This is a genomic window from Pantoea phytostimulans (assembly GCF_046118715.1).
GTDB classification, from domain to species: Bacteria; Pseudomonadota; Gammaproteobacteria; order Enterobacterales; family Enterobacteriaceae; genus Pantoea; species Pantoea phytostimulans.
In genome coordinates this window covers 2,294,655-2,313,973 of the sequence record NZ_CP173698.1, presented here as the reverse complement: position 1 = coordinate 2,313,973, position 19,319 = coordinate 2,294,655, and the positions used below count along the sequence as shown (strand labels likewise).

General features: G+C 52.6%; 18 protein-coding genes and 1 pseudogene. 14 read left to right on the top strand and 5 right to left on the bottom strand.

Features of this window, described 5'->3' with window-relative positions:
- Positions 1–4 precede the first annotated feature (4 nt).
- Positions 5–970, top strand: a complete 966-nt coding sequence (locus ACF2G4_RS10745; protein ID WP_243079034.1) for a sugar-binding transcriptional regulator — start codon at positions 5–7, stop codon at positions 968–970.
- Positions 971–1,456: 486 nt separating this feature from the next.
- On the opposite strand, the gene ygfZ is transcribed toward ACF2G4_RS10745, so the two are convergent.
- Positions 1,457–2,443, bottom strand: a complete 987-nt coding sequence (gene ygfZ, locus ACF2G4_RS10740; RefSeq protein WP_332624953.1) for a tRNA-modifying protein YgfZ — start codon at positions 2,441–2,443, stop codon at positions 1,457–1,459.
- Positions 2,444–2,684: 241 nt separating this feature from the next.
- On the opposite strand from ygfZ, the gene sdhE reads away from it, so the two are divergent.
- Together sdhE and ACF2G4_RS10730 are read left to right on the top strand one after the other, a co-directional pair.
- Positions 2,685–2,951, top strand: a complete 267-nt coding sequence (sdhE, locus tag ACF2G4_RS10735; protein ID WP_215845694.1) for an FAD assembly factor SdhE — start codon at positions 2,685–2,687, stop codon at positions 2,949–2,951.
- Positions 2,926–3,351 carry a protein YgfX gene (locus ACF2G4_RS10730; protein ID WP_409074807.1) on the top strand — a complete coding sequence of 142 codons (426 nt, stop codon included), beginning with the start codon at positions 2,926–2,928 and terminating at the stop codon, positions 3,349–3,351. The genes sdhE and ACF2G4_RS10730 overlap by 26 nt, the downstream gene beginning before the upstream one ends.
- On the opposite strand, the gene fldB is transcribed toward ACF2G4_RS10730, so the two are convergent.
- The gene (gene fldB, locus ACF2G4_RS10725; RefSeq protein WP_409074806.1) at positions 3,343–3,861 is read right to left on the bottom strand and encodes a flavodoxin FldB; all 519 of its coding nucleotides are present in this window, start codon (positions 3,859–3,861) and stop codon (positions 3,343–3,345) included. The genes ACF2G4_RS10730 and fldB overlap by 9 nt on opposite strands.
- A gap of 102 nt (positions 3,862–3,963) precedes the next feature.
- On the opposite strand from fldB, the gene xerD reads away from it, so the two are divergent.
- From xerD to ACF2G4_RS10690, 7 genes and pseudogenes are all read left to right on the top strand, one after another.
- Positions 3,964–4,857: a site-specific tyrosine recombinase XerD gene (xerD, locus tag ACF2G4_RS10720; protein WP_215845697.1), complete on the top strand. Its 894-nt coding sequence runs from the start codon at positions 3,964–3,966 to the stop codon at positions 4,855–4,857.
- A 21-nt stretch (positions 4,858–4,878) separates the two neighbouring features.
- Positions 4,879–5,592: a bifunctional protein-disulfide isomerase/oxidoreductase DsbC gene (gene dsbC / locus ACF2G4_RS10715; RefSeq protein WP_215845698.1), complete on the top strand. Its 714-nt coding sequence runs from the start codon at positions 4,879–4,881 to the stop codon at positions 5,590–5,592.
- Positions 5,593–5,595: 3 nt separating this feature from the next.
- Positions 5,596–7,332 (top strand): single-stranded-DNA-specific exonuclease RecJ, encoded by a 1,737-nt coding sequence (gene recJ, locus ACF2G4_RS10710; protein WP_243079037.1) that lies wholly within the window; start codon positions 5,596–5,598, stop codon positions 7,330–7,332.
- Between the two features lie 604 nt (positions 7,333–7,936).
- A protein-coding gene (prfB, locus tag ACF2G4_RS10705) for a peptide chain release factor 2 (protein WP_243079038.1) occupies positions 7,937–9,035 on the top strand; the annotation gives its coding sequence in 2 pieces (ribosomal slippage) (positions 7,937–8,011 and positions 8,013–9,035; 1,098 coding nt in all).
- A gap of 9 nt (positions 9,036–9,044) precedes the next feature.
- Positions 9,045–10,565: a lysine--tRNA ligase gene (gene lysS / locus ACF2G4_RS10700; RefSeq protein WP_215845699.1), complete on the top strand. Its 1,521-nt coding sequence runs from the start codon at positions 9,045–9,047 to the stop codon at positions 10,563–10,565.
- Positions 10,566–10,896: 331 nt separating this feature from the next.
- Positions 10,897–10,998, top strand: a pseudogene (locus ACF2G4_RS10695) (aminomethyltransferase); the annotation flags it as partial.
- A 77-nt stretch (positions 10,999–11,075) separates the two neighbouring features.
- Complete coding sequence (locus tag ACF2G4_RS10690; RefSeq protein WP_409074805.1) at positions 11,076–11,570, top strand: cupin domain-containing protein; 495 nt, start codon at positions 11,076–11,078, stop codon at positions 11,568–11,570.
- On the opposite strand, the gene ACF2G4_RS10685 is transcribed toward ACF2G4_RS10690, so the two are convergent.
- Positions 11,571–12,197 (bottom strand): serine protease, encoded by a 627-nt coding sequence (locus tag ACF2G4_RS10685; RefSeq protein ID WP_409074804.1) that lies wholly within the window; start codon positions 12,195–12,197, stop codon positions 11,571–11,573.
- 366 nt (positions 12,198–12,563) lie between these two features.
- On the opposite strand from ACF2G4_RS10685, the gene ACF2G4_RS10680 reads away from it, so the two are divergent.
- Positions 12,564–13,727 carry an MFS transporter gene (locus ACF2G4_RS10680; RefSeq protein ID WP_409074803.1) on the top strand — a complete coding sequence of 388 codons (1,164 nt, stop codon included), beginning with the start codon at positions 12,564–12,566 and terminating at the stop codon, positions 13,725–13,727.
- Here the strand turns inward: ACF2G4_RS10680 and ACF2G4_RS10675 are convergent.
- Positions 13,724–14,644, bottom strand: coding sequence for a LysR family transcriptional regulator (locus tag ACF2G4_RS10675; protein ID WP_409074802.1), 921 nt, complete (start codon positions 14,642–14,644; stop codon positions 13,724–13,726). The two genes, ACF2G4_RS10680 and ACF2G4_RS10675, sit on opposite strands and share 4 nt — an antisense overlap.
- Positions 14,645–14,767: 123 nt before the next feature.
- Here ACF2G4_RS10675 and lysA point away from each other — a divergent pair, with 123 nt between their 5' ends.
- Positions 14,768–16,024 carry a diaminopimelate decarboxylase gene (lysA, locus tag ACF2G4_RS10670; RefSeq protein WP_409074801.1) on the top strand — a complete coding sequence of 419 codons (1,257 nt, stop codon included), beginning with the start codon at positions 14,768–14,770 and terminating at the stop codon, positions 16,022–16,024.
- 22 nt (positions 16,025–16,046) lie between these two features.
- Here lysA and ACF2G4_RS10665 read toward each other — a convergent pair whose 3' ends face one another.
- Entirely contained in the window at positions 16,047–16,355 is a 309-nt protein-coding gene (locus tag ACF2G4_RS10665; protein WP_215845709.1) for a PTS lactose/cellobiose transporter subunit IIA, read from the bottom strand.
- A gap of 178 nt (positions 16,356–16,533) precedes the next feature.
- Between ACF2G4_RS10665 and ACF2G4_RS10660 the strand changes: the two genes are divergently transcribed.
- Complete coding sequence (locus tag ACF2G4_RS10660; RefSeq protein ID WP_243079044.1) at positions 16,534–17,883, top strand: PTS sugar transporter subunit IIC; 1,350 nt, start codon at positions 16,534–16,536, stop codon at positions 17,881–17,883.
- Positions 17,880–19,307: a glycoside hydrolase family 1 protein gene (locus tag ACF2G4_RS10655; protein WP_409074800.1), complete on the top strand. Its 1,428-nt coding sequence runs from the start codon at positions 17,880–17,882 to the stop codon at positions 19,305–19,307. Before ACF2G4_RS10660 ends, ACF2G4_RS10655 begins: the two co-directional genes overlap by 4 nt.
- Positions 19,308–19,319: the final 12 nt, after the last annotated feature.

Below are 19,319 nucleotides of genomic sequence, written 5' to 3'. Positions count from 1 at the left end.
ACGCATGGAAAAACACACGCTTTCTCAGGATTCAGAACTGCTGACGGAAATCGCGGTCGCCTATTATCAGGACGAAACTACCCAGGAAGAGATAGCGCGTAAGTTTGGCATTTCACGCATCAAAGTCGGAAGATTGCTGAAACGCGCCCGGGAAGAGGGCATTGTTGAAATTAATGTGCGTTACCATCCGGTGTTCAGTACCCGCCTCGAGCAACAACTTCTTGATCGTTTTCCCCAGTTACAACGTGCGCTGATTGCGCTGGATTTACAGGACAGCGATGAGCAACGTCGCCAACTGGCTGCGCTGGTATCGACCCATCTTGAGCAATCATTGAAAGAAAATTCAGTGGTTGCGGTAGGTCAAGGGCGCAACGTGGCGGCGATTGCCGATCATCCTGGCCAGGTGCCAACGCGTAATTGCCACTTTATCAGCGGCATTGGCGGTACACATCGGCCCGGCGATGCGATCAATGCCGACCATATCAGCCGTCGATTGGCGAAAAAATTTGGTGGTATTAGCGAAACGCTGTATGCCCCGGCGTATGTGGAAAACCGTGCGTTGAAAGAAGCTTTTATGCAGAACGGCACCATTAAAGAGACGCTGGATCGCGCGCGTAAAGCGGATATCGCGCTGGTCGGTATCGGTGACATGAATGAAAACAGTTATATGGTCAAGCTGGGCTGGTTTAGTCCGCACGAAATCATTGATGCCAGCCTGAACCAGGGCGTGACCGGTGATATCGCGGGCTACGACTTTTTCAATTCGCAGGGCCAGCACGTTGACACGGTGATGAATGACCGGGTTATTGGCTTGAGCATTGATGAGTTACGCAAGATCCCCTGCGTGATTGCAATTGCTTCAGAGAACACCAAAGCCTTGGCGATTCTTGGTGCATTGCGTACGGGTGCGATCGATATTATTGCCACTACCGCGCAGAATATCCGCACCATTTTGAATATGACGCAGTAGTCCTCTGCGCGTTGTCCCCCATCCCGGCCTTCCCCCATGAATGGGGGAAGGAGACGCTGCAACATGCAGCTTCACTACTCGCATGTGGCAGCCTCTTCCTCCCCCACATGTGGGGGAGGAGTGAGGTGGGGGACAAGCGACGACTGACTTTATTGGGTTGTGCTGGCTGTCCCCCATCCCGGCCTTCTCCCATAATTGGGGGAAGGAGACGCTGCAGCATGCGGCTTAAATACTCGCATCTGGCAGCATCTTCCTCCCCCACATGTGGGGGAGGACAGAGGTGGGGGACAAACGACGCCTGATTTTATTGGCTTGTGCTGGCTGTTTTCCATTCCGACCTTCCGCCATAAAGGGGGGAGGACAGAGGTGGGGGACAAGCGACGACTGACTTTATTGGGTTGTGCTGGCTGTTTTCCATCCCGACCTTCCCGCATAAATAGGGGAAGGAGACGCTGCCACATGCAGCTTGATCGCAACCAGGCAGCGTTAACCCTCGGCTAATGAATAAGGCAGCGGTTGAATAGTCAGCTTGCCACCTTCATCACCTTCAACCCGCAACACGCTGTCTGGCTCAAGATCGTTGTTCATCACCACCTGCACCCAACATTCGCCATCATCCAACTGCACAGCGCTAAGCACGGTGCCGGTACGGCGCCAGCGCTCGCCCATTTGCAGTTCCAGTGAATCACTCGCCGCCGGGATATGGCTTGCCTGGCCTGCCAGCCAGTAAAGTGCACGCTTGTTAGCGCCGCGATATTTGGCGCGCGCCACCATTTCCTGCCCGGTGTAACAGCCCTTTTTAAAGCTGATGGCATCCAGCGCTTGCAGATTAGTCGCCTGCGGAATTAATTGCGCACTGGTTACGGCGTCAATCACCGGAATACCGGCTTCAATATCCAGCGCCAGCCATTGGGTGCTGTCATTTAACTGTGCATCATCTGCCAGTTTCTGTTTCAGCACTTCGGCCTGTTCCAGCGAAGTCACCACTAAGAAACGCTCCGCCGGATGCGCAAACCACAGCAGCGTGGTTTCGCCCTGCTGTACCACTGGCGTTTCACTGTCTGGCAGCGTGTCAAACAGATTGGCTAAGGCGGCGCGCGCCTGAAAACCCGCGACGCCCAGCAGCACGGCGTCATCATCAGCGGTTAGCGTCACTTTGGAGAACACCGCGTACTTTTTCAGCTCTGGCAACTGGGTGTCGCGCAACTCGCGTCGAACCAGATAAGCGTAACCTTCGCCGCGATGAAACAGACGCAGGTTGCTCCACATTTTGCCCTTGGCATCGCAGTGCGCCGCCAACGAGTGATGCGCGGCGTCCAGTCCAGCGACATCCAGCGTTAGCTGACCTTGTAGATAACTGGTGCTGTCAGCGCCATAAACAGAAACCAATGCCCAAGCCTCGAGCGAAATCAGCGTTAAAGGCAGACGTGACGACGCGGCAGGTTGGCGCGGCGGTAAAGTATAAGTAGGCATGGGGATATCCTGAGTTGAAAGGTTCATCCGAAACGGTGTTTTTCACTGTAATGTCTTCAATGTTAAAAGAGCCGGGAGGCATTGCAACCTGTTTACCGAAAACGCCGCACAAATCGCGTGATAACCCTGAAAATCATAGTCATAAATTGCGGCCTGCTGCACAGCACTGTGTGGAGCGCCTGCAGCCCAACGGAATCCAGGTTACACTAGCCGTCATTGTTTGAACTGTGGAAATTGACGCATGGATATTCATGAAAAATCGCGTATTCACTGGGCTTGCCGTCGTGGCATGCTGGAGTTGGATATCGCTATTATGCCGTTCTTCAAGTACGAATTTGACTCGCTGTCGGACATCGACAAGCAGGTCTTTATCGCGTTATTAAAAAGTGACGATCCCGATCTGTTTAACTGGATGATGAATCACGGTGAACCCAGCGATCCTGAACTGAAGCGGATGGTAAATCTTATCCAGCAGCGTAATCGTGAACGTGGCCCAGTGGCAATGTAAGCTGCACCCTTCGCGCCGCGCACGCCATATTCAGTGGGCGCTGTTAAGCGGCGCGATGATATTTGTTGCGCTTATGCCTGCGGCTGAAAACGGTGTGCTCTTCAAGATGGCGTTGTTAGCATTAATGCTTTGGGAAGGGTGGCGCAATGATCGTCGCTTACGTCAAAGAGAGGGCTGGCTGCAACGGGAAAGCGCACATTGCTGGTGCTGGCAAGGCATCCGCTGGCAGCTGCAACAGCCGCTGCGCTGGTTACCCAACGCGGTGTTGCTGGTGGGAAAGAGTGAGCAGGGAAAAAAGCTGCGGATGTGGCTGATGCAAGACAACATGCAGCCCGCTGAATGGCGCGCCTTACGCGCCTGCTGTCTCAGCGAACCGGCTGCAACGGCTCCGTTAAAATAGCTCGGCCGTTTCGGTTAACACCTGCTCGCACCACTGTTCGACTCGCTCGTCGGTCACTTCAAACTGATTCACATCGTCGAGCGCCAAACCCACGAACTGTTTACCGTCAGCCGTAAGCGGTTTCGGGCTGGTAAATTCATAACCCTCTAGCGGCCAGTAACCCACGAAGCGCACGCCCATTGGCTGCAATAGCTCATGCAACATGCCTAGCGCATCAAGAAACCATTCGCTGTAGCCAATCTGATCGCCCATGCCGTACAGCGCGACAATTTTGTTTTGCAGGTTAAGCCCGGGTAATTGCGGCCAAATCGCTTCCCAGTCTTCCTGCAACTCGCCGAAATCCCAGGTCGGAATGCCCAGAATAAGCAGATCATACTGCTCCATTAGGCTGGGATCGTCGTCCCTTACGTTGTGCAGCGTGACCAATTCTTCACCAATAAAATCACGCATTTTCTCCGCTACGATTTCGGTGTAACAGGTACTGGAACCGTAAAAAAGACCGATCTTCATGCAGTTAATGCTCTGTTTAGGCTGACTTTGGCGCAATTGTATCAGAAGTGGATTTGAATCAGGCATAATGAGCACGATTTCACATCGAATGGCGGGGATAACGTGCAAGACAGCGAACTGACAGAACAGTTTCTTGATGCGCTCTGGATTGAGCGTAATCTGGCGCAAAATACCTTGTCATCTTACCGTCAGGATTTGCAAACGCTGACCGGCTGGCTTGGGCATCATGAGCTCACGCTGCTCAACGTCAGCGCACTCGATCTCCAGCAGTTTCTCTCTGAGCGCGTTGAAGGCGGCTACAAAGCCACCAGTTCAGCACGTCTGCTGAGCTGCATGCGGCGCATGTTTCAATATCTCTACCGTGAGAAGCTGCGTACGGATGATCCCAGCGCCATGCTTTCTGCGCCCAAATTACCGCAGCGGCTGCCAAAAGATCTCAGTGAAGCGCAGATTGAACGCCTGTTACAGGCACCCAACATTGATGTGCCGCTGGAACTACGCGACAAAGCGATGCTGGAGCTGCTTTACGCCACCGGCCTGCGTGTTACCGAACTGGTTGGCTTGACGATGAGCGATATCAGCCTGCGTCAGGGCGTGGTACGCGTGATCGGTAAAGGGAATAAAGAGCGACTTGTGCCTTTAGGTGAAGAAGCGGTTTACTGGATCGAGCACTATCTGGATCACGGTCGGCCTTGGCTGCTGAATGGGCAGACGCTGGATGTGATGTTTCCTAGCAATCGTGCGCAGCAAATGACGCGGCAAACCTTCTGGCATCGCATCAAGCACTATGCCACGCTAGCGGGCATTGACAGCGAAAAGCTGTCGCCACACGTGCTGCGCCATGCATTTGCGACCCATTTGCTGAACCACGGGGCCGATTTGCGTGTCGTACAAATGTTGCTGGGTCACAGCGATCTCTCGACCACTCAAATTTATACGCATGTCGCGACTGAGCGCCTGCGTCTGTTACACCAACAACATCATCCGCGTGCATAACCGGCGGAAATAAGGAAGACGATGAACAAGCATTTTGCCATGCTGGCCTTGTTGGCTGGCACCTTTTCCGGCCTGGCTCAGGCTGACGACGCCGCCATACAGCAATCGTTAAAAAAGATAGGTATCCAGCAAGCTGAAATTCAACCCGCGCCAGTGGCAGGGTTTAAAACGGTGCTCACCGAAAGCGGCGTGTTGTATGTGACCGACGATGGCAAACATATGGTCCAGGGCCCGCTGTATGACGTGAGCGGAGCGCAGCCTGTTAACGTAACCAACAAGCTGCTGGATAAAAAAGTGGAAGCGCTGGTTCCACAAATGATCATTTATAAAGCGCCGAAAGAGCAGCACGTCGTGACGATTTTTACCGACATTACCTGCGGATATTGCCGCAAGCTGCATGAGCAAATGGCGGATTACAACGCGCTGGGCATCACCGTACGTTATCTGGCGTTCCCGCGTGAAGGTGTGCAAGGGCAGGTTGAAACCGCCATGAAAGCGATTTGGTGCAGCGCCGATCGCAATAAAGCCTTTGATGAAGCCATGAAGGGCGATTCACCAAAAATGTCTGCACCCGACTCCTGTAATATCGATATCGAGCAGCACTACAAGCTGGGCATTCTGTTCGGAATTCAGGGAACCCCTGCGATTCTTACCGACAGCGGCATGATGATCCCTGGTTATCAAGGCCCGAAAGAGCTGAAGCAAGTACTGGATAGTCAAAAACGTGGTGGTTAACCGGTGTTGAATAAAGAAGTTGAATTGCGTCGCCGCGAGGTACAGATCGCGGACAATTTACCGGCGGATCTTCCGCCGCTCTTAAAGCGTCTTTATCTGCAGCGCGGCGTGTGCGATCCGGTCGATCTGGAACGCGGCGCAAAAAATTTGCTGCCCTTTCAGGCATTAACCGGTATCGATAAAGCGGTTGCGCTGCTGCATCAAGCTTTGCTGGATGGTCGCCGTATTATGGTAGTGGGTGACTTTGACGCCGATGGCGCAACCAGCACCGCGCTAACCGTATTGGCATTACGCAGCATGGGCGGCGGCAACGTGCAGTATCTGGTGCCAAACCGTTTTGAAGATGGTTATGGACTCAGCCCTGAAGTAGTCGAACAGGCGCGTACGCGTGGCGCTGAAATGATCCTGACGGTTGATAACGGCATCTCGTCACATGCGGGTGTGGAATATGCCCATCAGCATGGCATTCCTGTGCTGGTTACCGACCACCACTTGCCTGGTGAAACGCTGCCGGATGCTGATGCCATCGTTAATCCCAACCTGAATGATTGTGCATTCCCTTCGCGTTCGCTGGCGGGCGTTGGCGTAGCATTTTATCTAATGATGGCGCTGCGTGCGCATTTGCGGTCACTTAACTGGTTCGGCGAGGCGCGAGCGGAGCCAAACCTGGCCGGTTTGCTGGATTTAGTCGCGCTCGGCACGGTGGCCGATGTCGTGCCGCTTGATGTGAATAACCGTATTTTGGTGTGGCAAGGTTTAAGCCGCATCCGCGCGGGGAAATGCCGTCCTGGCATTCGCGCACTGCTGGAAATTGCTAATCGTGAGGCACGCCAGTTGGTGGCCAGCGATTTGGGCTTCGCGCTCGGCCCGCGCCTGAATGCCGCAGGAAGGCTGGATGATATGTCAGTTGGCGTGGCGTTATTGCTCACCGACGATCTCAGCCAGGCACGCATGCTGGCCAGCGAACTCGATGCGCTTAATCAAACGCGGAAAGAGATTGAGCAGGGGATGCAAAGCGAGGCGTTGGCGCTGTGTCAGAAATTAGAGCGCGAACAAACCGATTTGCCGCTGGGGTTGGCTTTTTATCATCCTGAATGGCATCAGGGCGTGGTAGGGATTTTGGCCTCGCGGTTAAAAGAGCGCTTTCATCGTCCGGTCATTGCGTTTGCCCCTGCCGGAGACGGCACCTTGAAAGGCTCGGGCCGCTCGATTGCCGGTTTGCATCTGCGTGATGCGCTGGAGCGGCTGGACACGCTTTATCCTGGCATGATGTTGAAGTTTGGTGGCCACGCCATGGCAGCAGGATTGTCGCTGGAAGAGGCGCGTTACGACGAGTTTCAGCAGCGCTTTGCCGAGCTGGTAGGTGAGTGGCTGAAGGGGGAAGCTTTGCAGGGCATTATCTGGTCGGATGGTGCGCTGCATCCCTCGGATTTTTCGCTGCAAACCGCAGAAATGCTGCGTGAAGCGGGGCCTTGGGGACAAGCTTTCCCTGAACCTGCCTTTGACGGAAAATTCAAGCTACTGCAACAGCGTTTGGTTGGCGAGCGCCATTTGAAAGTGATGGTTGAGCCGCTGGATGGAGGGCCGCTGATTGATGGCATCGCGTTTAACGTTGATACCACCTTGTGGCCGGACAGCAGCGTGCGTCATGTCGAGTTGGCGTTCAAACTCGATATCAATGAGTATCGCGGCAACCGGACGGTTCAGCTGATTATTGATCATCTGTGGCCGCTGGGCTAAAAAAGAGCGCGCCCGCACGCTAAAAAGAAACAAGACAGATGAAATTCGACGTGATCCGAGTGGCAGGGTACTAAATAATAGAGATATACACACTTCATCACCTGGAATGAAGTGTTTCACTCTCCACGTGGTATTGGCTAAAAAGTCGTTCCGTGTTGAGAGCGGCATCCGTTGCTTACATGTTGAATTGACGATTGAAAACAGAAGTTAAGAAAACCGTTTTTGACGCGTGTGGATGTTTTATTGGATCTTGCTGGGTGTTATGGGTTTTTCATCGATAAAACGTAATTTGAAAACCCGACATTCATTTTTTATTTATTTTTCAGCCACTTTTTTTAGGTGGGTGTCCTTTTAACCGTAAAAAATGCAGGCTTTTCTTGTGGCTTTTAGCATAACGCGGTCTGTGAAACAGGTTTTTCCTTAATTATCTGTAAATCAACCTCTCTGATGTTTCCAGTAATTAAGCGCGAATTTTTTCCTGTTGTTCAGGTTTGCGAAATGCCTTCCCGTCGCAGACGGTCTCAGCGCTACAAACTGGCGTCGATTTCGGGTAAACTTATGCGTTAATTTCTCACCCATCGAACGCTAAAAAGACGCTAAAGCCATGTTTGAAATCAACCCGGTTAAAAACCGTATTCAAGACCTCACCGAGCGCAGCGACGTTCTTCGGGGGTATCTTTGACTACGATGCTAAGAAAGAACGCCTCGAAGAAGTAAACGCCGAGCTGGAGCAGCCAGATGTCTGGAACACGCCAGATCGTGCACAGGCGCTTGGAAAAGAGCGCTCCTCACTGGAAGCTATCGTTGAAACCCTCGACCAAATGACTCAAGGCCTGGAAGATGTACAGGGCTTGCTGGAATTGGCGGTAGAAGCGGACGACGAAGAAACGTTTAACGAAGCCGTTACCGAACTGGATGTGCTGGAAGGCAAGCTGGGCGAATTAGAATTCCGCCGCATGTTCTCTGGCGAATATGACAGCGCTGACTGCTATATCGATTTGCAAGCCGGTTCTGGTGGCACCGAAGCGCAGGACTGGGCCAGCATGCTGGCGCGTATGTATCTGCGTTGGGCTGAAGCCAAAGGCTTCAAAACTGAAATTATTGAAGAATCTGAAGGTGACGTAGCCGGAATTAAATCGGTCACGATTCGTGTTTCAGGTGATTATGCGTTTGGCTGGTTGCGTACTGAAACGGGCGTGCATCGCCTGGTGCGTAAAAGTCCGTTCGATTCGGGTGGTCGTCGTCATACCTCATTCAGCTCGGCCTTTATTTACCCGGAAGTAGATGACGATATTGATATCGAAATCAACCCAGCCGATCTGCGTATCGACGTTTACCGCGCATCGGGTGCGGGTGGTCAGCACGTTAACCGTACTGAATCCGCGGTGCGTATTACCCACCTTCCAACCAATACCGTGACGCAATGTCAGAACGACCGTTCTCAGCATAAAAACAAAGATCAAGCGATGAAGCAGATGAAGGCGAAGCTGTATGAGCTTGAGATGCAAAAGAAAAATGCCGAGAAGCAGGCGTTGGAAGACAACAAATCCGACATCGGTTGGGGTAGCCAGATCCGTTCTTACGTTCTCGATGATTCACGTATCAAAGATTTGCGTACCGGCGTTGAAACCCGCAACACCCAAGCGGTGCTGGACGGCGATCTGGATCGATTCATTGAAGCAAGTTTAAAAGCAGGGTTATAAGGAACCGACATGTCTGAACAACAACCGCAGAGCGCTGACGTCGCACTTGAGTTAAATAATGAACTGAAAGCACGTCGCGAGAAGCTTGGCGCGCTGCGTGAAACCGGCGTGGCGTTTCCTAACGATTTCCGTCGTGACACCACTTCTGATCTGCTGCACGCCAGCTACGATGAGAAGAGCAACGAAGAGCTGGAAGATCTCGGCATCGAGATCAGTGTCGCGGGTCGTATGATGACTCGCCGCATCATGGGTAAAGCCTCATTCGTTACCCTGCAAGATGTGGGTGGCCGTATCCAACTCTATGTATCGCGTGACGATTTGGCCGAAGGCATCTACAACGAGCAGTTCAAAAAATGGGACCTTGGCGATATCCTCGGTGCCCGCGGCAAGCTGTTCAAAACCAAAACCGGCGAGCTGTCGATTCACTGTTCTGAACTGCGCCTGCTGACCAAAGCACTGCGTCCGCTGCCAGACAAATTCCATGGCCTTGCCGATCAGGAAACGCGTTATCGCCAGCGCTACCTTGATCTCATCGCTAACGATGAATCACGTAACACGTTCAAAATTCGTTCGCAAATCATGGCAGGTATTCGCCAGTTCATGGTTGGCCGTGACTTTATGGAAGTGGAAACCCCAATGATGCAGGTGATCCCAGGCGGTGCTTCTGCGCGTCCTTTTATCACCCATCACAATGCGCTGGATATTGATATGTATCTGCGTATTGCGCCGGAGCTTTATCTGAAGCGTTTGGTGGTTGGCGGTTTTGATCGCGTGTTTGAGATCAACCGTAACTTCCGTAACGAAGGTATTTCGCCGCGTCATAACCCTGAGTTCACCATGATGGAACTCTACATGGCGTATGCGGATTATAAAGATTTGATCGAACTGACGGAAAGTTTGTTCCGCACGCTGGCACAAGATGTGCTGGGCACCACTGTGGTGCCTTACGGCGAACAAGAGTTCGACTTTGGTAAGCCGTTTGAAAAGCTGACCATGCGCGAAGCGATCAAAAAATACCGCCCGGAAACCGATTTGACCGACCTGGAAGATTTTGACAAAGCGGTCGCGATTGCGCAGTCAATCGGCATTAAAGTTGAGAAAAGCTGGGGCTTAGGCCGCGTAGTGACAGAGATCTTTGAAGAGACCGCAGAAGCGCATCTGATCCAGCCGACTTTCATCACCGAATATCCGGCTGAAGTGTCACCACTGGCGCGTCGCAATGACGACAACCCAGAAATCACTGACCGCTTTGAGTTCTTCATCGGTGGTCGTGAAATCGGTAACGGCTTCTCGGAGTTGAACGATGCGGAAGATCAGGCTGAACGTTTCCTGCAACAGGTTAATGCAAAAGATGCCGGTGACGACGAAGCGATGTTCTATGACGAAGATTACGTTACTGCGCTGGAACACGGTTTACCACCAACTGCCGGTTTAGGCATTGGTATCGACCGTATGGTGATGCTGTTTACCAACAGCCACACCATCCGCGACGTGATTCTGTTCCCAGCGCTGCGCCCAACCGGCAAGTAATTTTTGCTGAACCGCTGTTGATGAAGGCCGGGACGCTTCCCGGCCTTTTTTATGCGTGCGTTTTGCTGCTCTGAGCGCTGTCCTCCATCTGCCGGGGCAGGAGACGCTGCTCCATACAGTGTCATTACTCACCTGTGGCAGCATCCTCTCCCCTTTATGGCGGAGGATTGAGGTGGGGGACACATCAAACTAAATTCCTGATGACATTCCGGCGCGCTCTGTGCAGGATGAGACTTTTGTTTTTCAGGGATTTGTAATGAGCGCAAAACCGGCATCGTTAGAAGGCCGTATCCGACAACATTGGGATCAGCTTTCGCTGCATGAACAGCGACTGGCCGATACTTCGCCGGGCGTGCACGATACCTTTATGGCAGCGGGCGATGCACGTCGCTATGAATTGCTGGACTGCACAGAACCGCATCGCAATTGCCACCCGCACAATCTCTCCCTGTCTTGAGCAACATCCCATCATCTGCCAGGCTGAACACTTCAACTCTGGAGCCGATAAACATGAGCAAGCAGCGTCCCGACTTTATTCGCCACTGGCGTGAGCTGGAAGGCGAAGACAATGAGCACTATCCCGATAGCGAAGTGTTAATGTCGATTGGCGCACCGCTGGCGCGCCAGTTGGGGCTGACTCGTCTTGGTATCCATCATGAACGGCTGCTGCCAGGCCGTAGAATGTCCTATCCCCATGCCGAACGTCTCGAAGAAGAGTTCGTGTACGTTATTCAGGGATCGCCGGATGTCTGGATCAATGGTGAACTCTATCCACTCACGCCCGGTGACGCGGTGGCCTTTCCGGCAGGCACCGGCATCTGCCATACCTTTATCAACAACAGCGAAGCAGAAGCCCACTTTTTAGTGGTGGGTGAAGTAAACAAACCGGACAACCAGATCTGCTATCCCCTTAATCCCGTCTATGAAGCCACGCGTGAAGATCGCTGGCTAAATCCGCCGGAACAGAATATGGGCGATCATAACGGTTTGCCTGACAAGCAATAATCAGGATTTTACCGCCTGTTTCAGCCAGGTTTCAAAACGTGCATAGGGCACATACAGCGCCACATTTTTGTATAACGCCTTGCCGCTCTGGTTGTCATTGATGCGGTCGCTGTAGCCGACAATCACCCCCGCGAGCGTATCGTCGGAGGCGTTATACACCGCGCCGCCTGACATGCCTTTCACCACGCCCGCATTCGCGGCCACAACAACGCAAGCGGCTTTATTCCAGGTGTTAGCTAAGGTGGTATTAATCAGGTTCTGTCCGCTAGAGCTGACCGGCAGCGCCGAGATAAAGCTGTAGCCGTAAAGATTAACGCGATCGCCAATGTGGCTGTTACGGAAAATGGGCGGAAGATTGGCTTCGCTGTTTTTGTGGTAAACCACCGCCAGATCACATTCGGGATGCCAGGCTTTCACCCGGTAAAGCGAAAACTTAGCCACATGCGCAGCGGTCAGGCTGTAATCTGCCGTCAGCGGAATGGTGGTGCCGAGTGTGCCTAAGCCCAACACGGTTGGAATGCCGGTTACGGTCATATCGACGCGTTTCGCTGCTTCCTTACTGTACTCATAATGACCGACCGAGCAGCCGGTTAAGCCAAATACCATTAAGGCAATAAGCCGTTGCATTCTCTTTCCCCATGTCAGATTCACATTACATCACCTGGCAATCCATTAGGGGTATCGGCAACGCTATAACTTTATTGATTGATAACGCATGAAAAAGTGGCGATTGGTCGTAGCCAACTCGTTATTTAGCGTAGCGTGGAAACGCTAATCTGTCTTAGTCGACAGACATGAAGGCTTAATAAATCAGCTTTTATCGCGTTTGTTGCGTACCAGGCAAATGAGCTTTGCAGGCATCAGGGTGTATGAGAAGAGAAGGCTATGATTTAATACACACCGTGACGAAGATCAAATTTTAATAAGCGTCCATCGCACCACGTAAAATCTTGCGTGGATCGCCTGCGTTTTCAATTTTATTGGGAGAGTGTTATGCCTGTTGCTTTATTGGCGCTGGCGCTGAGTGCGTTCGCCATCGGCACCACTGAGTTCGTGATCATGGGCCTACTACCGGAAGTGGCGGGCGATTTACAGGTGACAATTCCGTCGGCGGGTTGGCTGATCAGCGGCTATGCCTTGGGCGTGGCGATCGGCGCGCCGATCATGGCGCTGTTAACCGCAAAACTGCCGCGTAAACGCACCTTGGTTTTGTTAATGGTGATTTTTATCATTGGCAACGTGCTGTGTGCGCTGGCTTACAGCTACAACTTGCTGATGATGGCGCGGGTGTTTACCGCATTGTGTCACGGTGCTTTCTTTGGCATCGGTTCGGTGGTGGCGGCCAGTTTGGTGGCACCGAGTAAGCAGGCTTCGGCGGTGGCGCTGATGTTTACCGGTTTAACCCTGGCTAACGTATTAGGTGTGCCGTTGGGAACCTGGTTCGGTCAACTGTTCGGCTGGCGTGCAACCTTTTGGGGCGTGGCCATCATCGGGATTCTGGCATTCATCGGACTGATTATCAGCTTACCCACCAATAAAGAGGAAAAACCGGTTCATCTGGCGAGTGAAATCGGTGCGCTGGCGAACGGCAAACTCTGGCTATCACTGCTGATGACGGTATTTTTCGCGGCAGCAATGTTTGCGCTGTTTAGCTATATCGCTCCGCTGTTGCTGCAGGTGACGGGCATAACTAATCGCGGCGTTAGCTGGACACTTTTCTTGATTGGCGCAGGCTTAACCGTGGGGAATATTCTTGGCGGCAAACTGGCGGACTGGAAAGTTTCTTTTAGCCTGATCCTCAGTTTTTCACTGATTGCGCTGTTCTCGTTGTTGTTTAGCTGGACCAGTCATGCGCTGTGGCTGGCGGAAATTACCTTGTTCCTGTGGGCGATGGCAACATTTGCCACGGTGCCGGGATTGCAAATCAATGTCGTGCGCCACGGTAAAGAAGCGCCAAACCTGGTCTCAACCCTGAACATCTCAGCCTTTAACGTAGGTAACGCATTGGGTGCTTGGGTGGGTGGCGCGGTTATTGGTCGTGGTTACGGCTTAACGGCAGTGCCGGTCGCAGCGGCAGCGCTGGCGGCGGTTGGCCTGGTGATCTGTTTGATTACCTTCCGCAAATCGGGTGGCACCGCTGCCACCGTACAGGCTTAAGTCAGCCGCGCAGCGATGCGTGCTGGAAAGTCGGCCACTTGCAATTGCAGGTGGCTGATAAAAGCATCCAGCAGCGCCGATGCCGGTCGATGACGCGGTTTTACCAGGCTAACGGTAAACGGCACCGCGATACTGAACTTGCGCATTACCACTCCGCTGTCGGCGTAATCCAGCGCCGTCAGCGGATTCACCACTGAAATTCCCACGCCCGCTTTTACCATTGCACATACCGATGCCGCACTGTGCGTTTCCAGCACCAACCGACGTTCTACGCCTTGCTCATGAAACAGCGTGTCGAGCAATTGCCGATAGCTGTCGGTACGTGACAGGCTGACATAATTCTCTCCGGCAAAATCTTGCGGCGTAAGGCAATCACGCTGACACAGCGGATGGGTTTTCGGCAATACACAGACTTCATCGCACGTTAGCAGCGCCAGACGCTCGGTACCCGCTGGCGCGTGTTGGGTTTCGGTCAAGCCAAGATCGTAGCGCTGAGCTGAAAGCCACTCTTCCAGCAGCGGCGATTCCTGCGGGATGATATTCATACTGACGTCGGGATAACGCTGTAGAAAGGGTTGGCACAACAGCGGCAGCAGCGATTGTGAAAACACCGGCAAGCAGGCAATCGATAACTCGCCTTGACGAAACTGCCGTAAACCTTCGGCGGCATCCATAATGCGATCCAGCCCATACCATGAGCGCTGCACTTCTTCGAACAGCCGCAGCCCTTGCACCGTGGGCTGTAAACGCCCGCGCACGCGTTCAAAAAGTTGCAATCCTAACTGCTGCTCAAGCCGTGCCAGTTCTCGGCTCACGGTGGGTTGAGACGTATTCAGCAGCGTGGCAGCTTGCGTTAAGTTGCCGCTGGTCATCACCGCGTGAAAAATTTCTATATGTCGCCAGTTAATCTTTGCCACACGTTTACCTATATCCATTCTGCATAGATGCTATTTAAACAGATATTTTTCGGCATGGTGCGATTCTGGCTTAATAAAAGAATAAGCCGCGCATAGCCAGCGAATTGCCACAGGAGAATTATCATGCCACGTCCGTTAGATAACACCGAAACCGCCTTAACCCGCGCAAATCTGCTGCCTCTGGCGCGTCAGTACAGCGGCCCTTTCTGGGCTTACGATGCGCAGGTTATCCTGGCGCGAATTGGACAGCTGCACGCGTTTGACGTGGTACGTTTTGCTCAGAAAGCGAGTTCAAATATTCACATTCTGCGTTTGATGCATTCAGCGGGTGTGAAGGTCGATTCGGTGTCGCTGGGCGAAATTGAGCGCGCACTGGCAGCCGGTTATCAAGCGGGCGGCGATGAAATTGTTTTTACTGCTGATGTCTTTGATACACCAACGCTGGCACGTATTGCGGAGCTGAAAGTACCCGTTAACGCGGGTTCAGTGGATATGTTGCATCAGCTGGGTAACGTGTCGCCAGGTCATGCGGTTTGGTTACGGGTTAACCCTGGCTTTGGTCACGGTCACAGCCAAAAAACCAATACCGGCGGTGAAAACAGCAAACACGGCATCTGGCATGCCGATTTGTCGCTGGCGCTGGCGGCCATCCAGCAATATGGCTTGCGTTTAGTTGGTATTCACATGCACATCGGCTCTGGCGTAGATTACGCACACCTGCAACAAGTGTGCGACGCGATGGTCAATCAGGTCGTTGAGTTTGGCCAAGATCTGGAAGCGATCTCAGCGGGCGGGGGCTTATCTATTCCTTATCGCTACGATGAAGAGGCGATTGATACCGCGCACTACTTTGGCTTGTGGGATGCCACACGCCAGCGTATTGCTGCGCATTTAGGGCATCCGGTGAAACTGGAGATCGAGCCTGGCCGTTTTTTGGTGGCAGAATCGGGCGTATTGGTTTCTCAGGTACGCGCAGTGAAAGAGATGGGCAGCCGTCATTTCGTGCTGGTGGATGCCGGTTTCAGCGATTTAATGCGTCCTTCGATGTACGGCAGTTATCACCACATTTCACTGATGGCGGGCGACGATCGCCAGATCAATGAGCAGAATTGTGTTGAGTGCGTGGTGGCTGGCCCGTTGTGTGAATCCGGCGATGTATTTACTCAGCTAGAGGGCGGCAAAGTGGAAACCCGTGCGCTGCCTGCGGCGCAGGTCGGCGATTATCTGGTCTTCCACGATACCGGCGCTTACGGCGCGTCGATGTCCTCTAATTACAACAGCCGCCCGCTGATCCCGGAAGTGCTGTTTGAGCAGGGAAAACCACGCGAAATTCGCCGGGCGCAAACTATCCAGGAACTGTTGGCGCTGGAGCTGGGTTAACGCTGCATGGTAGCCTCGAGGCTCAGCTAAACATCTCTTTGCGCAGCATCACTAACTCTTCCGCCAGATCCCGACACAACATCGCGTTCATTAAATGATCCTGGGCATGCACCAGGATCAACGTCACCGGCACTTTGCCACAACCTTCATCGACACCAATCAACTGCGTCTGAATATGATGAGCGCCCTTGGCGGCTTCTGACGAGGCTAACAGCGCTTCGTCTGCGGCTGCCCATTCACGCTTGCGCGCAAACTGGATCGCCATCATGGCTTGAGATCGCGCTTCCCCAGCATTGATCAGTAATTCCATCATAGTTTGTTCAAAATCCATACGATTCTCGCTTTTGGTATGCCAAATTGGTGTTTTTTATCTTACTGGAATGCCAAAAAGAGTTTCCGCGAGTTCGGTCACAGAAACGGATGAGATAAATCGTCATTTTGGTATGCCAATGACAGGGAAGATATCGACCAATACAGGAATGCTGATCTTTTATCTCTGAGGATGACCCATGTCTTTACAGGACCGTCTTATCGATTCTCTGGGAAGCTTTGCCACACGCTTCAACAGTTATCGCTACATCATGGCGATCAAAGCTTCCTTCATAACGTTAATGCCAGTGATCATCGTCGGCGCTTTCTCAGTGCTGATCTCCAACATGGTGCTCGACAGCAAAAATGGTTTAGCCAGCTTCGCCGCGCTGTCGTTTCTGGCGGATCTCAAACCGATTACCAGCAGTATCAATTACGCCACGCTCAGTTTCCTGAATATTGGCGCGGTGTTCTTGATCGGGATAGAACTGGGCCGCATCAATGGTGTGAAAACACTGTTTCCCGGTCTGCTGGCGATTATCTGTTTTATCTCGGTTACGCCAACCACCTTGCAGATGATGGTCAATGGCGAAATGCAGCTGGTCACAGATGTGCTGGCGAAACAGTTTTCGGACACGAAAAGTCTGTTTCTCGGCATGTTTATCGCCATCCTGTCGGTGGAGATTTATTGCCGACTGGAAAGGGTTGAACGTCTGAAAATCAAGATGCCGGACACCGTGCCGCCCAATGTCGCTGCCTCATTTTCAGCGCTGATTCCGTCAATATTCACCGTCACGCTGGTGGCAACTTTCGGCTTTATTTTCCACCGCATTACCGGGCTCTATCTGTATGACGCGGTCTACAAAGTGGTACAGCAACCGCTGGAATCGGTGGTACAGAGCCTGTGGGGCATCTTGATTCTAATGTTTGTCGCACAGCTGTTTTGGGTCATCGGTATTCACGGAAATCAGATGGTGAAACCGATCCGCGAGCCGCTGCTGTTAGGGGCGATTCTGGTCAATATGAACGCCTTTGAGCAAGGCATTGAAGCCCCGAATATCATCACTATGCCGTTCTGGGATGTCTATATGAGTATTGGCGGATCGGGCCTAACGATCGGCTTGTTAACCGCAGTCATGATTGCCACCAAGCGCAAAGAGATGCGTGAAATCGCCAAGCTGTCGTTTGGGCCAGGTATCTTCAACATCAATGAGCCGGTGATCTTTGGTATGCCGATAATGCTCAATCCGATCCTGGCCATTCCTTTCATTATTACACCGCTGGTCACCGGCTCAATTGGCTATTTCGCTACGGTGATGGGTTTTGCTGGAAAAGCCGTGGTGATGGTGCCGTGGACTACGCCGCCGATCATTAATGCGTGGCTGTCGACTGCCGGTTCAATGGGTGCGGTAGTGACGCAAATCGTCTGCATTTTGGTTTCGGTGCTGATTTATCTGCCGTTTGTCAAAGTGGCGTCGCGACGTGCAGAAGCTGCAGAAGCCAAAAACAGGCAGCCTGAACTGGCGCAAAACTCACAGGAGATGTCATGAGTAAGTTGACCCTTAAGGTGCCGCAAGATTTTATTCTGGGCGCAGCGGCTTCGGCCTGGCAAACCGAAGGCTGGAGCGGCAAAAAGCCTGGGCAGGATTCGTGGCTAGATGCCTGGTATCAGAACGATCGTGATGTCTGGCACAACGGTTATGGGCCAGCCGTCGCCACGGATTTTATCCATCGCTTTCGTGAAGATGTCGCGTTGATGAAGGCTACCGGACTGACGCATTATCGCACCTCAATCAACTGGTCGCGCTTTCTGACGGATTATGAAAACGCCACGGTGGATGAAGAATACGCTGCCTATTACGATCATTTGATAGATGAGATGCAGCGGCAGGGCGTTGAACTCATGTTGTGCCTTGAACACTATGAACTGCCAGCGATCTTGCTGGAGCAATATGGCGGCTGGCAGTCAAAACATGTGGTTGAGCTGTTTACTCGCTATGCCGAGCAGGTGTTTAAACGCTATGCCGGTAAGGTGACGCGCTGGTTTGTATTCAATGAGCCGATTGTAGTGCAAACCCGCGTCTACCTTGATGCGCTGCGTTGGCCTTATGAACAGAACACCCACAAATGGATGCAGTGGAATCATCACAAAAATCTCGCCACGGCGAAGGTGGTAAAGCTGTTTCGCGAAAAGGGTTACAGCGGCAGCATTGGCACTATTTTGAATCCAGAAGTCACCTATCCACGCTCTTCTGCACCGCATGACGTAAAAGCAGCGAATATCTACGATCTCTTCTACAACCGGGTGTTTCTTGATCCGGCGCTTAAAGGGGAATACCCGGCGGAGCTGTTAGCGCTGCTGGACAAGCATCAAGTGAAGTGGGATGTGACGCAGGAAGAGCTGGCGATTATCGCTGCCAACACCGTCGATGAGGTTGGGCTGAATCTCTATTATCCGCATCGCGTTAAAGCGCCGTCGCACGCCTGGCATCCTGACACGCCGTTCCATCCTGCCTGTTACTACGAACATTTCGCGCTGCCGGGCCGACGCATGAACAGTTCACGCGGGTGGGAGATTCAGCCGGGCATCATCTGGGATATGGCGCTGCGGATGCGTGATGAGTATGGCAACGTGCCGTGGTTTGTTGCCGAGAACGGAATGGGAATTGAGAACGAAGCGCAGTTTAAAAATGCCGAAGGCGAAGTGCAGGATGATTACCGCATCGACTTTATCAGCGAGCATCTTTATCAGGCGATCCGCGCTCATGAAGCAGGGATCAACTGTCAGGGCTACATGCTGTGGGCATTTACTGACAACGTATCGCCGATGAATGCCTTTAAAAACCGCTACGGCTTGATTGAGATCGATTTGGATAATCAGCGCCAGCGCCGCATGAAAAAGTCCGCGCACTGGTTTCGCCAGTTACGCGACAGCCAGCAACTTACCTTGACCCTTGATGATCAGCCCAAATAACAGAAGGAACAG